At 65.0% G+C, this 13,898-nt stretch carries 16 protein-coding genes; 2 read left to right on the forward strand and 14 right to left on the reverse strand.

The features are described 5' to 3' along the window. Nucleotides 1-31: 31 nt before the first annotated feature. Genes IVA96_RS16925 through yajC form a run of 5 tightly spaced genes read right to left on the reverse strand, consistent with a single transcriptional unit; the run spans nucleotide 32 to nucleotide 4,399 of the window. Nucleotides 32-895 (reverse strand): phytoene/squalene synthase family protein, encoded by an 864-nt coding sequence (locus IVA96_RS16925; RefSeq protein WP_247418347.1) that lies wholly within the window; start codon nucleotides 893-895, stop codon nucleotides 32-34. Next, nucleotides 892-1,275: an MTH938/NDUFAF3 family protein gene (locus IVA96_RS16930; RefSeq protein ID WP_148777937.1), complete on the reverse strand. Its 384-nt coding sequence runs from the start codon at nucleotides 1,273-1,275 to the stop codon at nucleotides 892-894. Before IVA96_RS16930 ends, IVA96_RS16925 begins: the two co-directional genes overlap by 4 nt. Before the next feature lie 60 nt (nucleotides 1,276-1,335). After that, complete coding sequence (gene secF, locus IVA96_RS16935) at nucleotides 1,336-2,355, reverse strand: protein translocase subunit SecF (protein WP_247418348.1); 1,020 nt, start codon at nucleotides 2,353-2,355, stop codon at nucleotides 1,336-1,338. A 10-nt stretch (nucleotides 2,356-2,365) separates the two neighbouring features. Further along, a complete protein-coding gene (gene secD, locus IVA96_RS16940; RefSeq protein WP_247295260.1) occupies nucleotides 2,366-3,970 on the reverse strand; it encodes a protein translocase subunit SecD in 1,605 nt (534 codons plus the stop codon). 60 nt (nucleotides 3,971-4,030) lie between these two features. Then, the gene (gene yajC, locus IVA96_RS16945; protein ID WP_247418350.1) at nucleotides 4,031-4,399 is read right to left on the reverse strand and encodes a preprotein translocase subunit YajC; all 369 of its coding nucleotides are present in this window, start codon (nucleotides 4,397-4,399) and stop codon (nucleotides 4,031-4,033) included. A 180-nt stretch (nucleotides 4,400-4,579) separates the two neighbouring features. On the opposite strand from yajC, the gene IVA96_RS16950 reads away from it, so the two are divergent. Then, nucleotides 4,580-5,584, forward strand: coding sequence for an ATP-binding protein (locus IVA96_RS16950; protein ID WP_247418351.1), 1,005 nt, complete (start codon nucleotides 4,580-4,582; stop codon nucleotides 5,582-5,584). A 156-nt stretch (nucleotides 5,585-5,740) separates the two neighbouring features. Here IVA96_RS16950 and IVA96_RS16955 read toward each other — a convergent pair whose 3' ends face one another. Further along, nucleotides 5,741-7,123, reverse strand: coding sequence for a LysM peptidoglycan-binding domain-containing M23 family metallopeptidase (locus IVA96_RS16955; protein ID WP_247418352.1), 1,383 nt, complete (start codon nucleotides 7,121-7,123; stop codon nucleotides 5,741-5,743). A gap of 109 nt (nucleotides 7,124-7,232) precedes the next feature. Then, nucleotides 7,233-7,883 (reverse strand): protein-L-isoaspartate(D-aspartate) O-methyltransferase, encoded by a 651-nt coding sequence (locus IVA96_RS16960; RefSeq protein ID WP_247418353.1) that lies wholly within the window; start codon nucleotides 7,881-7,883, stop codon nucleotides 7,233-7,235. A gap of 223 nt (nucleotides 7,884-8,106) precedes the next feature. On the opposite strand from IVA96_RS16960, the gene IVA96_RS16965 reads away from it, so the two are divergent. After that, a complete protein-coding gene (locus IVA96_RS16965) occupies nucleotides 8,107-8,478 on the forward strand; it encodes a response regulator (RefSeq protein WP_247418354.1) in 372 nt (123 codons plus the stop codon). 3 nt (nucleotides 8,479-8,481) lie between these two features. Here IVA96_RS16965 and surE read toward each other — a convergent pair whose 3' ends face one another. From surE to scpB, 7 genes are all read right to left on the reverse strand, one after another. Then, nucleotides 8,482-9,249, reverse strand: a complete 768-nt coding sequence (surE, locus tag IVA96_RS16970; protein WP_247276019.1) for a 5'/3'-nucleotidase SurE — start codon at nucleotides 9,247-9,249, stop codon at nucleotides 8,482-8,484. Nucleotides 9,250-9,355: 106 nt separating this feature from the next. Further along, nucleotides 9,356-9,718 (reverse strand): hypothetical protein, encoded by a 363-nt coding sequence (locus IVA96_RS16975; protein WP_247418355.1) that lies wholly within the window; start codon nucleotides 9,716-9,718, stop codon nucleotides 9,356-9,358. 58 nt (nucleotides 9,719-9,776) lie between these two features. Further along, nucleotides 9,777-11,108, reverse strand: a complete 1,332-nt coding sequence (gene serS, locus IVA96_RS16980) for a serine--tRNA ligase (RefSeq protein WP_247418356.1) — start codon at nucleotides 11,106-11,108, stop codon at nucleotides 9,777-9,779. Between the two features lie 199 nt (nucleotides 11,109-11,307). Continuing rightward, on the reverse strand, nucleotides 11,308-12,120 hold the full coding sequence (gene tatC / locus IVA96_RS16985; RefSeq protein ID WP_247418357.1) for a twin-arginine translocase subunit TatC: 813 nt from the start codon (nucleotides 12,118-12,120) through the stop codon (nucleotides 11,308-11,310). Further along, complete coding sequence (tatB, locus tag IVA96_RS16990) at nucleotides 12,117-12,653, reverse strand: Sec-independent protein translocase protein TatB (RefSeq protein ID WP_247418361.1); 537 nt, start codon at nucleotides 12,651-12,653, stop codon at nucleotides 12,117-12,119. Before tatB ends, tatC begins: the two co-directional genes overlap by 4 nt. 89 nt (nucleotides 12,654-12,742) lie before the next feature. Further along, nucleotides 12,743-12,979 (reverse strand): twin-arginine translocase TatA/TatE family subunit, encoded by a 237-nt coding sequence (locus tag IVA96_RS16995; RefSeq protein WP_247276014.1) that lies wholly within the window; start codon nucleotides 12,977-12,979, stop codon nucleotides 12,743-12,745. 163 nt (nucleotides 12,980-13,142) lie between these two features. Next, nucleotides 13,143-13,895, reverse strand: coding sequence for an SMC-Scp complex subunit ScpB (scpB, locus tag IVA96_RS17000; protein ID WP_247418362.1), 753 nt, complete (start codon nucleotides 13,893-13,895; stop codon nucleotides 13,143-13,145). Nucleotides 13,896-13,898 lie beyond the last annotated feature (3 nt).

Below are 13,898 nucleotides of genomic sequence, written 5' to 3' on the forward strand. Positions count from 1 at the left end.
CATTTGGCCGCCTCAGGCGATAAGCCGGCTCCTATTTGGTAAATTCCCTGGAGCGCGAAGCCCGCCACAGCGTCCACAGCGTGCGCAACCGCGAGGCCGGCTGCGGCGCGAACGGATTGCGCGCAGGTAGGGACAGGCGCTTGAGATCGGCCCGGACCTGGCTCAGCAGCAAAAACGCAGGCCGCACGGACGGCGGTACCTGCGGCAGCAGCGACGAGGCCGTGGTCAGATGCTGCCGCGCCTCGCCTGCGAGTTGGTCCAGCACGGCGCGCAGACCCGGCGTCGCCTTGCCGGCGAACACATCCTCCATGTTGCACTTGTGGCTCGCCAGCACCTGGTGTGGCAGGAACAATCGCCGGTGCGCCGCATCACGCGGCAGGTTAGCAATGACCTGGACGATACCCTGGGCCAGCCCGGCATGACGGGCGAGGTGCTCGACTGATTCCGACGGCGGCGCCATGATCCGGGCTGCGAGAGCAAACAGCGCCGATGAGGTCGCCGCCAGATAGCCCTCCAGTGCCGCCATGGTCGGCATCGGATCGTTGTAGAGATCGAACTGGTGCTCGTCGGCGAGCAGCGACAGCGGCTCGACCGGCAGGTCGTAATGGCGGATCGCGCGGAGCAACTCCGCCGCCACCGGATTGCCCTCGGCGCTGCCATGGACATGGCCTGACAGCATGTCGGTCCACCATTGCAGGCGAATCTCGCCCGGCAAGGGCTGGCTCACCTGGTCGCGAACCCGCACGATCTCGGCATTGAACGCATAGAGCGCCAGCAGCGCGCGGCGCTCTGCGGCGGGTACGAACAGCGTCGCAACATAACGCGGAAAGTCGTGGCTACGCACGAGATCGGCGCAGAAGGCAACCGAGTCGGGTGGCGGCGCGGTGCTGCTCATGGCACCGCGATCAGCGCGGCCGCGACACGGCGCCGCTCGCCGATCATGATGTTGTAGGTGCGCACCGCGGGACCGGTCTGCATCGTGTCCAGCACCACCCTCACCGCCTTCAAGGCCTGGCGCAATTCCGGCGGCGGCAGCCAAACCCCCGTTCCGGTGCCGACCAGAAGCGTGTCGATGCTGTTGGCGGCCGCGAACACGCGATCCAGCGAGTAGCGGTCAATCCTGGTGGGATCCGTGACGTCCCAGGCCCAGATCGCGTCCGGCAGGCACAGAAGCGATCCCCGATGTGACATACCGGCGAAGGCGAAGCCGCCCTTGCCATAGGCCTCAATCGGCGCAGAGCGCGGGAAGTGGGGTGCGTTGGGGTCGCCGGCCATGAGCTCCGCCCGAATTGGCTTACTACCCCCGCAAACGCGTGCGAGCGTGTGCGGTTCGGATCATGCCTTGTTTTTCTTCGCCGGCGTAGCCGTATCGGGCGCATCCTCGCGATGCTCGCCGACGCCGAGATAGATCAGAATCGGGGCCGCGATAAAGATCGAGGTGTAGGTGCCGACCAGCACCACGCCGAACATCATCACCGCGGTAAAGCTGTGGATGGCATGACCGCCGAACAGCAATAGCGCGAGCAGTGCCAGCGTCACCGTGACGTGGGTGATGATGGAGCGCGACAGCGTCGAGTTGATGGACTCGTTGAGCAGCTGCGGCATCGGCATCTTCTTGTAGCGCCGCAGCATTTCGCGGATGCGGTCGTAGATGACGACGGTGTCGTTGAGGGAATAGCCGAGAATGGTCAGCAGCGCGGCGATACTGGTCAGATCGAAATCGACCTGGCTGATCGACATGAAGCCGATGGTGAGCACGATGTCGTGCACGTTGGCGATCATCGCGCCCAGCGCGAACTGCCATTCGAAGCGGAACCAGAGATAGATCAGGATCGCAATGATCGCGAGCATCAGTCCGAGCATGCCGTAGGCCAAGAGCTCACCGGACACCCGCGGGCCGACGACCTCGACCCGGCGGTATTCGACGGAATTGCCGAGCGCAGTGCGGACCTTCTGCACGGCGTCTTGCTGGGCAGCGTCGCCGCCTGGCTGCTCCGCAACGCGGATCAGAACATCCGCGGGACCACCGAACTGCTGCAGCTGGACTTCGCCGAGACGCAGGCCGTCGAGCGTCGTGCGCATCGCCGCGATATCGGCGGTTCCGGACTTGGCCTGCACCTCGAGCAAGGTGCCACCGCGGAAGTCGATGCCGAAATTCAGGCCGTGGGTGAAGAACAGCGTAATCGCGACGATCGACAGCGCCGCCGAGATCGGGAAGCTGATGCGGCGGAAGCGCGTGAAGTCGAAATGCGTATCGTCCGGGACGATGCGCAGCGACGGCAAGAGGCCGAGGGCCGCGACCACGGTGAGAATGGCAATGAGGACGCCGAGCCCGATGAGAACAGTGTGAGTCACGATCAGGCTCCTAGATCGGCACGCTCTGCGGCCGCTTCCACCGCACCCACCAGGCGACGATCAGCCGGGTCAGGGTGAAGGCGGTGAACACCGTGGTGATGATGCCGATGCCGAGCGTCACGGCAAAGCCGCGCACCGGGCCGGTGCCGATGTAGAACAGCACGGCGGCAGCAATGAAGGTAGTGATGTTGGAATCGAGGATGGTCGCCAGCGCCCGCTTGAAGCCGGCGTCGATCGCCGAGATTGCGTTGCGGCCGGCGCGCAGCTCCTCGCGGATGCGCTCGTAGATCAGCACGTTGGAGTCGACGGCGATGCCGACGGTGAGCACGATGCCGGCGATGCCGGGCAGCGTCAGCGTGGCGTTGAGCAGCGACAGCAGGCCGAAGATCATCGCGACGTTGATCGCCACCGCGACGTTTGCGAACACGCCGAACAGCCGGTAGGTCACGAGCATGAACACGATGACGAGGATCGAGCCGACATAGGCCGCAAGCTCGCCCTTCTCGATCGAGTCCTGGCCGAGACCCGGTCCGACGGTGCGTTCCTCGACCACCGTGAGCGGCGCCGGCAGCGCACCGGCGCGCAAGAGGATCGCGAGATCGTTGGCCGATTGCACGGTGAAATTGCCGGAGATCTGGCCCTGGCCGCCGGTGATCGGCTCGCGGATGACGGGCGCCGAGATCACCTTGTTGTCGAGCACGATCGCGAACGGCAGTCCCACATTCTCTTGGGTCGCCTGAGAGAATTTGCGGGCGCCCGACGTATTGAACTTAAAGCTGACGACCGGCTCACCCGTGCGCTGGTCGAAGCTTGCCTGGGCGTCGGTCAGGTCACCGCCGGCGACCAGCACCTGCTTCTTGACCACATAAGGTGTCGGCGGCGGGGACGCGCTCATCAACAGTTCGGATTCCGGCGGCAGCCTGCCCTGCTGCGCCTGATCCGGCGGCACGGAGGTGTCAACCATGCGGAATTCCATCTTCGCGGTCTTGCCTAGCAATTCCTTCAGGCGCGTTGGGTCCTGGAGGCCGGGGACCTGCACCAGGATGCGGTCGTTGCCCTGGCGCTGGATCACGGGCTCGACGGTGCCGAGCTCGTTGACGCGGCGTTCGACGATCTGGATCGACTGCTCGATGGTCTTGCGCATGCGATCGAGCATCGCGGCCTGCGGGATGCTCAGGCGGATCACGCCGCCACCGGCATCGGTGACCTCAAGGTCGCGCTGACCGCTGGATCCCATGAGGCCGCCCAGCGGCTGGGACAACTCCCGCAGCTTGGCGAGTGCGGCCTGCGCATCGGATTCCTTGGTGATTCGAACCTCGACGGCGTCGTTGCGCACGGTAACGCCGCCGGTGAAGCCGATCTTCGCATCGCGCAGCGTCCGGCGAACGTCGTCGCGGACCTGATCGAGCCTCTCTTTCTTCACATAGGCGGAATCGACCTCGAGCAGCAGATAGGAGCCGCCCTGGAGGTCGAGGCCGAGCACGAGCCGGCGCTGCGCCCAGGCGGGCCAGGTCTTGACCTGCGCCTCAGGAAAAAAGTTGGGGACCGCGCAGAGGCACACGATCAGCGCCGTCAGGATAATCCCGAGCGCCCTCCACCGCGTGAAATACAACATCGACTAGACCTGTCAGATCAGGAGACTTGCAGGAGACCTATAAAGAGTCGCGGGAAGCACTCACTTCGCCGCGCTGTCATCCTTGACGCTTTCCTTGGCGGATTCTTTGGCCGGCTCGCCCTTGGCGCGCACGCCTGAGATCATCTGGCGCATCTGCCGCACGCGCACGCCGTCGGAGATCTCGAACTCGATCTGGTCGTCGTCGACGACCTTGGTGACCTTGCCGACGAGGCCGCCCGAGGTCACCACCGTGTCGCCGCGGCGGATATTCTTCACGAGATCTGCGTGGTCGCGGACCTTCTTCTGCTGCGGACGCAGAATCAGGAAGTACATGATCACGAAGATCAGGGCGAACGGCAGCAGCGACATCAACATGCTGTTGGTGTCGCCAGCGCCCGCAGCCTGGGCATACGCAGGGGTAATCAGCATTCGGACGATCCTCGTGAGAACGGGGGAAAGCCGGCCATGCCCTCAAGGCGACCGGTTCGGTCAAATTCGCGCGGACTATAGCGGCCATTGCCCCAATTGCAACGCTGCCAGACCGCCCTTTTGGCCACCTTGCGGCGCGTCCTCAGGCCCGATAAGGCTGCGTTCTCAGGAACTTCGCACATGCCCAAAAAACCAAGCAAAAGCCCGGCCGGCAAAGGCCTCCGTACCCCTGCCAGGCCGCCTTCCGGCGTCGCGGCAAAACGTCCCAAGGCGGCCTCCAAGGCAACGCTCGAGGCAACTCTTCAGTCTGCCCCAGACCTCTCGCAGGAGCGCATCGTCCGCGCGCTGGAGACCATTGCGGCGCACCTCGCGGCCCAGGGCAGCCCGACCCTCGAACCCGAGTCGTTCGAGCGGGCGGATGCCTATGTCTGGCACCCCGACGGCCGCCTTGCAGCAGTGCCGCGGGTCAGCCGCGTCGAGCTGTTCCTGCTGAAGGGCGTCGACCGGATGCGCGACATCCTAATGGAGAACACCGAGCGCTTCGCCAATGGCCTGCCCGCCAACAACGCCCTGCTCTGGGGCGCCCGCGGCATGGGCAAGTCATCGCTGGTGAAGGCGGCGCATGCCAGCATCAACGCGGAGCGCAAACCGGCCGACAAGCTGAAGCTGATCGAAATCCATCGCGAGGACATCGAAAGCCTGCCCGCGCTGATGGAGTGCTTGCGCGCCTCCTCCTTTCGCTTCATCGTGTTCTGCGACGATCTCTCCTTCGATGGCAATGATGCGTCCTACAAATCGCTCAAGGCCGTGCTCGAAGGCGGCATCGAAGGCCGGCCCGAGAACGTCATCCTTTACGCGACCTCCAACCGCCGCCATCTGCTGGCGCGCGAGATGATCGAGAACGAGCGTTCGACCGCGATCAATCCCGGCGAAGCGGTCGAGGAGAAGGTCTCGCTGTCGGATCGCTTCGGCCTCTGGCTGGGCTTCCACCGTTGCAGCCAGGACGAATATCTCGCCATGGTGCGCGGCTATTGCAGCCATTTCGGCATCAAGGTCGACGACGAGGCGCTGGAGCGCGAGGCGCTCGAATGGTCGACCACGCGCGGCTCGCGCTCAGGCCGCGTCGCCTGGCAGTTCGTGCAGGAGCTGGCGGGCCGGCTCGGCGTGAAGCTGACCGTGAATTAGCGGCCAGTATCGCGCCGCCCACAACTGTCTTCGCCCGCGAAGGCGGGCGATCCAGTATTCCAGAGAGTTTGTGATCGACCGAGAGGCCGCGGCGTACAGGGTAGCCCGGTCAAGCCGGGCGACGACACCGTTGTTGTGGCGACTGAGACCCGCGCCTCACGCCCCGTTCAGGAATTGAAGCGGGTCAACTGGGCTCGATCCCTTGCGGATCTCGAAGTGGAGCTGCGGCGACGCCACCTCCCCGGATTGACCCGACTTGGCAATGATCTGACCGCGCTTGATGGTATCGCCGCGCTTCACCAGCAGCTCACTCGCATGGGCATATGCGGTGACGTAGCCGTTGGAGTGCCGAACCAGGACGAGATTGCCGTAACCTTTCAGCTCATTGCCGGAATAGGCGACGACGCCGTCTTCAGCCGCCTTGACCGGCGTCCCCTCGGGCACCGCAAGGTTGATGCCGTCATTGGACTTGCCATTGGTCTTGGCACCATAGCTCGTGACCACCTTGCCGCGCACCGGCCAGCGGAAGGTCGGCAGCGCGCCGGTGGCGTCCGCAGCCTTCGCCGGCGTCTCGGCGGCCTTCTCTTCGACATTGGCCGTGGCTTGGGCGAGGCGCGCGCTCTGCACGGGCGCGGCGGCAGCGGCCATCTTGGTGGCGGGCGCCGGAGCGGCCGCGACGGGCTGGAGCGTTCCTGCAACCGGGGCGGTCGCGACTGGAGCCGCAGCAGCCGGCGCCGCGACGGCGGCGGTCTTGGCACCGGGCACGGTCAGCTTGGTGCCGAGCTTGAGCTTGGCCGAAGGGTCGAGACCATTGGCGCGCGCCAGCTCGGCCGCGGAGATGTGGTTCTTGCGGGCGATACTGGCGAGCGTGTCGCCGCGGTTGACAAAGTGCATGCTCGGCGGCGCAGCGACGACGGCAACCGGCTTCGCCGCAGGCGCCACGACGGGAGCCATCGCTGGCGCGGGCGAAGCGGCCGTGGCCGCATGCGGAATGATCAGCTGCTGGCCGGGCGAGAGCGTGCGCGGTCCCTTGTAGCCGTTGGCGGCGAGGATCGCCTGAGGGGTGACATGATAGCGCTTGGCGAGCACGTCGAGCGTGTCGCTGGTGCCGACGATGATCTTGGTGCCGCCGGCCGGTTGGGCCGCTGCAACCGAGCGCGGCGGCACGGTCGCCGTCGTTTCGAGATGCGGCTGCGCCGGCGGCGCAAAGGAGCCGACGCCGCGCCCGCCACCGGACACTCCGCCGCCAGAGGCGACGGGATAGGATTGCGGGGCGGACACCGCCGGCGGCGGCAGGGGCTGGGACTGATAGGAACCAGGCTGCGTCTGCGGCCGCGCATATTGCGGCAGCTCACGTTGCGGCGGTGGCGCCTGCTGCACCGAACCAGTGGATTCCGAGGCGAAAGGATTGGAGAAATTCGACTGGGACAGTCGCGACGACATGTCGGCGCTGCACCCCGCAAAACTGATGGAGATCAGCGCCAGCACCGCGACCTGCGGCACGCGGCGCGAGTAAAGCAACTCGGCGACAGCGGACATGGTTACTCACTCGTACGCAACAGAACTGGTGTTTTAAGTAAACACGCGCCGAGTAAATAACGGCTTAACCCTCCCAATAAGATGTTGGCGGCGCAGCCAATCCGGAGTTCTACAGCTCCCGTGCCACGCCAGGCAGCGCCGGCACGAAGCGGACCTCGACGAGTTCCTTGCGCTCGATCCCCGCCTCAGTCCGGCTGAGGCGAGTCAGCGTCTGCACGCCCTGATGCGGTCCGACCGGTGCGATCAGGATGCCCCCGACATCCAGCCGCTCGATCAGGTTCTCTGGAATTTGCTCCATCGCGGCGGTGACGATGATGCGGTCGAACGGGCCGATATTGGCCGGCAAATTGAGGCCGTCGCCCAGCATCACCTCGACATTGTGGCAGCCGAGTTCTTCGAGCCTGGCGCGTGCGGTGTCCGCGAGCTTGCGGTAGCGCTCGACCGTGAGTACCTGCCCGGCGAGCCGCGACAGCACGGCGGCCTGATAACCGGAGCCGGTGCCGATCTCGAGCACGCGGTGCCGCTTCTGGAGCTGGAGCTGCTCGGTCATGTAGGCGACGACGAACGGCTGGCTGATGGTCTGCCCGCAGGCGATTGGCAGCGCACTGTCGCGATAGGCGCCGTCGCGGTCGGCGTCCTCGACGAACAGCTCGCGCGGCACCTCCTCCATGGTCCGCAGCACGGCCTGATTGCTGATGCCCCGGCGCCTCAGCGTGAGCTGAAACATCATCTTTTCCGGCGGAGGTTGATGGCTGGTCATCGTTGCCAGTGCTGTCTTGTCAGGCCCGTTCGGGCCAACCCGGGCGCGAGAATCTTGTTCCGTGGCCAGGAACTCATGATACCATTCGGCTGGATATTTGATCACGGATCGGCGTGCAACAATCAGTCGTGATCGCCATTTTCAGGCGTCCGTTCGTCAAAACGCGCATTGCGTCGATTCATGTTATCTGCGAACGTTTTTGGGAATGGGCAAGGACTCAATCATGACCGCGACGGGGCTTTCCGGCCGCTCTGTGTTCCTCGTCGAGGACGAGGTGATGATCAGGATGATGGTTGCGGACATGCTCGAAGAGCTCGGCTACAAGGTCGCAGCCGAGGCCGGCGATATCACCGAGGCCATGCGGCTCGCCCAGGCGACCGAGTTCGACATCGCCATTCTCGACGTCAACGTCAACGGCAAGGTCATTTCGCCGGTCGCCGAGGTCATCAAGGCAAAGGGCTGCCCCTTCATCTTCGCCACCGGCTACGGCTCCTCCGGCCTGCCCGAACAGTACCGCGATCGGCCGGCGCTCCAAAAGCCGTTCCAGCTCGACGCGCTTGGCAAGACCATCGAGGCCGCGCTTCGCGGCGGCTAGGCGCTACTTCAGCGTCGCGCTCAATTCTTCTGAAAACGCTTCGTTGGTGCGATCGAGCCTGAGCGGCGTGACCGAGACGTAGCGCTCGCGAAGTGCTGCGAGATCGGTGCCGTCTGCGGGCGTGTCCATCATCGCCGTGCGCTCGAAGCCGATCCAGAAATAGGGATTGCCGCGGCCGTCCCTGCGCTCGTCGATCCTGAGGAAGCCGAGATTGCGCTTGCCCTGACGCGTGACGCGGATGCCGAGCACATCCTCCGGCGCACACGACGGGAAGTTGACGTTAATCACCGTGTCCTTCGGGATGCCTGCGGCGATCACCTTGCGCAGGATATCGGGCCCGAACTTGCGGGCGGTGTCCCACGGCGGCCGCTCGCGGGTTTCAACGCTGAATTCCTGCGACAGCGCGAATGAAGGCAGCCCCAGGATGGTGCCTTCCAGCGCGCCGGCGATGGTGCCGGAATAGACCACATCCTCGGCGACGTTGCGCCCCTTGTTGACTCCCGAGAGCACGACGTCCGGCAATTTTGGCCCGAGGATGTGGCGCGCGCCCATGATGACGCAGTCGGTCGGCGTGCCGCGCACGGCGAAGTGCCGCGGCCCGACCTCGCGCAGGCGCAACGGATCGTTCAGCGACAGGGAATGCGATACGCCGGACTGGTCGAGCTCCGGGGCCACCACCCAGACGTCATCGGACAAGGCGCGCGCGATCTCCTCCACGACCTTGAGGCCGGGGGCGTGGATGCCGTCGTCATTGGTGCAGAGAATACGCATGCGAAAGGTCGATTTCCTGAAGCGGGTCTGAGCCGTCTTATCCGGCTATGCCCAATCAGGCAAACCGGCCGGTTCGGCCCGGCGGCCAGGTTCCGGCTTCATTCTGCTACCGGCGGATGCGCCATTGCGGCAGAAAACGCGCCAGCCGGCCCTCGGTACGCAGCTGCATCGCCGGCACAACGGGGTTCACGGCGGGAGTCTCGATGACCCCGAGCGCCACCAGCTGCGCGACGAACGGATCGGACGCCGGCGCCTGCGGAAAGCGTTCGCGCGCCACGGCCAGCGCCTTGTCGAAATCCGCAGTATTGACCCCAGGCTTGGCCCGCCGGCTCCCCACGAGATCGTCGTCCCAGAGCCGCGCGATCTCGATGTCGAGCACGCCGCGCAGGCGCTGATCGACGGCCTGGATGCCGGCACCCGTCACCGCCCATTGTCGGCCGACCCAGAAGATGTCGCGGTGCAAGGCCATGACGGGTAGCTCGCGTTGAGAGGCCGGCAGGATAACCGGCCGGGCGATCTTCGCAACCCTACTCGCGCGCGATCACCTTCAGCCCGCCCATATAGGGCTGGAGCACGCTGGGAATCGCGATCGAGCCATCCTCCTGCTGATAGGTTTCCATCACCGCGATCAGCGCGCGACCGACCGCGGTGCCTGAGCCGTTCAGCGTGTGCACGAAGCGCGGCTTGCCGTCCGGCCCGCGCGAGCGCGCATCCATGCGCCGCGCCTGAAAGTCGCCGCAGACCGAGCAGCTCGATATCTCGCGGAACATGCCGCCGTCGCCCTGCCCGGGCATCCAGACCTCGATGTCATAAGTTTTCCGCGACGAAAATCCCATATCTCCTGCGCAGAGCGTCATCACGCGATAATGCAAGTCGAGCTTCTGCAACACCTGCTCGGCGCAGGACAGCATCCGCTCCAGTTCGTCCTTGCTCACTTCCGGCGTCGTGATCGAGACCAGCTCGACCTTGGTGAACTGGTGCTGGCGGATCATGCCGCGGGTGTCGCGCCCGGCCGCGCCCGCCTCGGCGCGGAAGCACGGTGTCAGCGCGGTGAGGCGCATCGGCAATTGCTTTTCGTCGAGAATGGATTCGCGCGCGAGGTTGGTGAGCGACACTTCTGCGGTCGGGATCAGACCGAGGCGCTCGGTCTTCAGCCGCTCATGGTCGGGCGCAGCCAGCAGTTCGCCCTTGATCGCCCAGAACTGATCGTCCTCGAATTTCGGCAGCTGCCCGGTGCCGAACATCACTTCGTTGCGCACCAGAAGCGGCGGATTGATTTCGGTGTAGCCGTGCTCGGTGGTGTGCAGGTCGAGCATGAACTGGCCGATGGCGCGTTCGAGCCGTGCCAGCCCCTTCTTCAGCACGACGAAACGCGCCCCGGAGAGTTTTGCCGCCGCCTCGAAATCCATGTAGCCAAGCGCGGTGCCGAGATCGTCATGCAGCTTCGGGGCAAATGCGTAGTTGCGCTTGTTGCCGAATACGTGGTGCTGCACGTTGCCGCGCTCGTCGACACCATCGGGCACGTCATCGAACGGAATGTTAGGAATCGCCGATAGCTCTTTCGTCAGCTCCTCGTCGGCAGCCTTCGCCACGGCTTCGAGCTGCGGCATCGTCGTCTTGAGCTCGGCCACTTCGGCCATCAGCTTGGCGGCGCGCGCCTCGTCCTTGGCTTTCTTGGCATCGCCAATTTCTTTCGAGGCCGCATTGCGCCGTGCCTGCGCCTGCTCCGACGCCAGGATCGCCGCGCGCCGCTTCTCGTCAATCGCGAGCAGCGAGGCCGACATCGGCTTCAGGCCGCGCCGTGCGAGGCCGGCGTCGAAGGCTTGCGGATTGTCGCGGATCGATTTGATGTCGTGCATGGCGGTGGTCCCGGAGAAGCGCGTAAACATGCAACGTTGAACGTTGTAAGTTTACATCAGCGGGTCTCCTAGCACGGCTGTCATCATCCGCGAAGGCGGATGATCCAGTATCCCAGAGACAGTAGTGATTTCTCGACGGGCCGCTGCGTCCTGGATTCCCCGCCTTCGCGGGGAATGACGCCGGTGGCTTGGCCGTCCTCTACTCCGCCGGATTGGCCGGCGTCGATAAGTCGGTGCCGGTGGCCGCCCGCGAGGCCGCGGCCTTCTTCTCCACCATCGCCACCGCGATGATCGAACCCTCGTAGAGCGCTAGCAAGGGAAACGCCAGGGAGCACTGGCTGAGCACGTCGGGCGGCGTCAGCACGGCCGCGATGACGAAGGCGATGACGATGAAATAGCGGCGCTTCTCGCGCAGCATCTTCGAGGTGACGATGCCGATCCGGCCGAGCAGCGTCAGGATCACCGGAAGCTGGAAGGCGATGCCGAAGGCGAAGATCAGCGACATCATCAGCGACAGATATTCGCCGACCTTGGGCAAGAGCTGGATCTGCGCGGTCTCGTCGCTGCCGGCCTGCTGCATGCCGAGCGAGAAGCGGACCAGCATCGGCAGGACGACGAAATAGACCAGCGCTGCACCCAACACGAAGAAGAACGGGGTTGCGACCAGATACGGCAGGAAGGCCTGCTTCTCGTGCTTGTAGAGACCGGGCGCCACGAACTTGTAGATCTGCGTCGCGACGATTGGGAAAGAGATGAAGCCGGCGCCGAACAGCGCGAGCTTGAGCTGAGTGATGAAATATTCCAGCAGCGCCGTGTAGATGAACTTGGAATTCTCGGGACCCGCCACCCACACGAACGGCCAGACCAGCACGTTGTAGATCTGCTTGGCGAAGAAGAAGCAGAAGATGAAGGCAACGCCGAATCCGAGCAGCGCCTTGATCAGCCGCGACCGCAGCTCGATCAGGTGGTCCATCAAAGGGGCTTTGCTGGCCTCGATATCGGCGTCGGTCATGACGCTTTGACGTCCTTAATCGCCTCGGATGGCGAGGTGTCTTGCGCGACCTGGGCCTGCTTGACCTCACGGGTGATCGCAAGCGGCTCGTTCGCTGCTGCGTGCGCCTCGGCTTCCATGAAGGTCGCGGGCGTCGGCGCTTCTGGTGTCGTTGGCGTTACCGGCGCTTCACTCGAAGTCGCCAGCGCTTCACTCGAAGTCGCCGCCGGTTCGACGGCCCCGGTGGCTGGCGTCTCGGCCGGCTTGTCGAGCGCATCGACGCGTAGCGCGTCGCTGACATCCTTCTGAAGCGAAGTCAGCGGATTGAAGCCGGTCGCGGCTTCCTTGACCTCGTCGAAGCTCTTCTTGAGGTCGGCCATCTCGGCCTCGCGCATCGCTTCCTGGAACTGGCCCTGGAATTCGGCGGCCATCTTGCGGGCCTTGCCCATCCACTGCCCAACCATGCGCAGCACGCCCGGCAGCTCCTTCGGGCCGATGGCGATCAGGGCCACGACCCCGATGAGGACCAGTTCACTCCAGCCGATGTCGAACATGAGGTCTTCCGTTCACGCCAGCCGCAACCGGCCCAATCCACCGCGCGCAGGATCGGGTCCGCTACCCGCGTTCTCGCGTGCTCTCTGGCTCAGACGGCCTTGCTGCCGACGTCGGACCGTGCCGCGGTCGGTGCGGCATTGTTGTGCTCGATGGACTTGGCCGGCTCGGGCTTGTCGGCGGGCTTGTCGTCGTCCTGCATGCCCTTCTTGAACGCCTTGATGCCCTGCGCCACGTCGCCCATCAGATCCGAAATCTTACCGCGGCCGAACAGCAGCAGGACCACTGCGATCACCAAGATCCAGTGCCAAATGCTGAGTGAACCCATCCTGCAACCCTCCAAACGCGCGTGGCCGGGACCCGGCCGATGTTTACCGAAACCTAGGCTTGGCGGGTGTCAAAAACAAGGACCAAGGCAGCGCCAATTCGCTGTCGGCGCTACGTAATCTTGCTAGTGTTAACCGGTCGCAGGGCCCGTAGACGGACGGACATCACTCCTCGCCGCCACCTTGGCTGCCACCCTCATCGCCGCTTTCCGGTGTCTCCGGCTCGACCGCAGGCGCCAGCGCCAAATCGAGGTCCTCACCCGGTTCCAACGGATCCTCGTCCTCACGCAGCGTCGGGTCATCCGACGGCGTCGGCACGCTGAATCCGGTCGGCAGGCGCGAATCCAGCAGGCCAGTGCCCTTGAGCTCTTCGAGGCCCGGGAGGTCGCCGAGCTGTTCCAAAGTGAACTGCGACAGGAACTCCTCGGTGGTGCCGAAGGTCAGCGGGCGGCCGGGCGTCTTGCGCCGGCCGCGCGGCTTGATCCAGCCGGTCTCCAGCAGCACATCCAACGTGCCCTTCGAGGTGACGACGCCGCGGATCTCCTCGATCTCGGCGCGCGTCACCGGCTGGTGATAAGCGATGATCGCCAGCACCTCGATCGCGGCGCGCGACAGACGGCGGGTCTCGGTGCTCTCCCGCGTCATCAGCCAGGCGAGATCGCCGGCGGTGCGGAAGGTCCATTTGTTGGCGATGCGCACGAGATTCACGCCGCGCGACGCATAGTCGGCCTGGAGCTGCTCAAGCGCGGCCTTGACGTCCACACCGTCTGGCATCCGCTTGGCCAGCGTCGCGGTATCCAGCGGTTCACTCGAGGCAAACAGGAGCGCTTCCAGCAGCCGCAATTCCTCCGGCCGTGCCTGGGATTCGTTCTCCATCGGCTCGGCCTCTTCTACCCGCGCTTCAGCCAGGCTTGCCATGGC

The organism is Bradyrhizobium sp. 159 (genome assembly GCF_023073795.1).
Classification (GTDB): Bacteria; Pseudomonadota; Alphaproteobacteria; order Rhizobiales; family Xanthobacteraceae; genus Bradyrhizobium.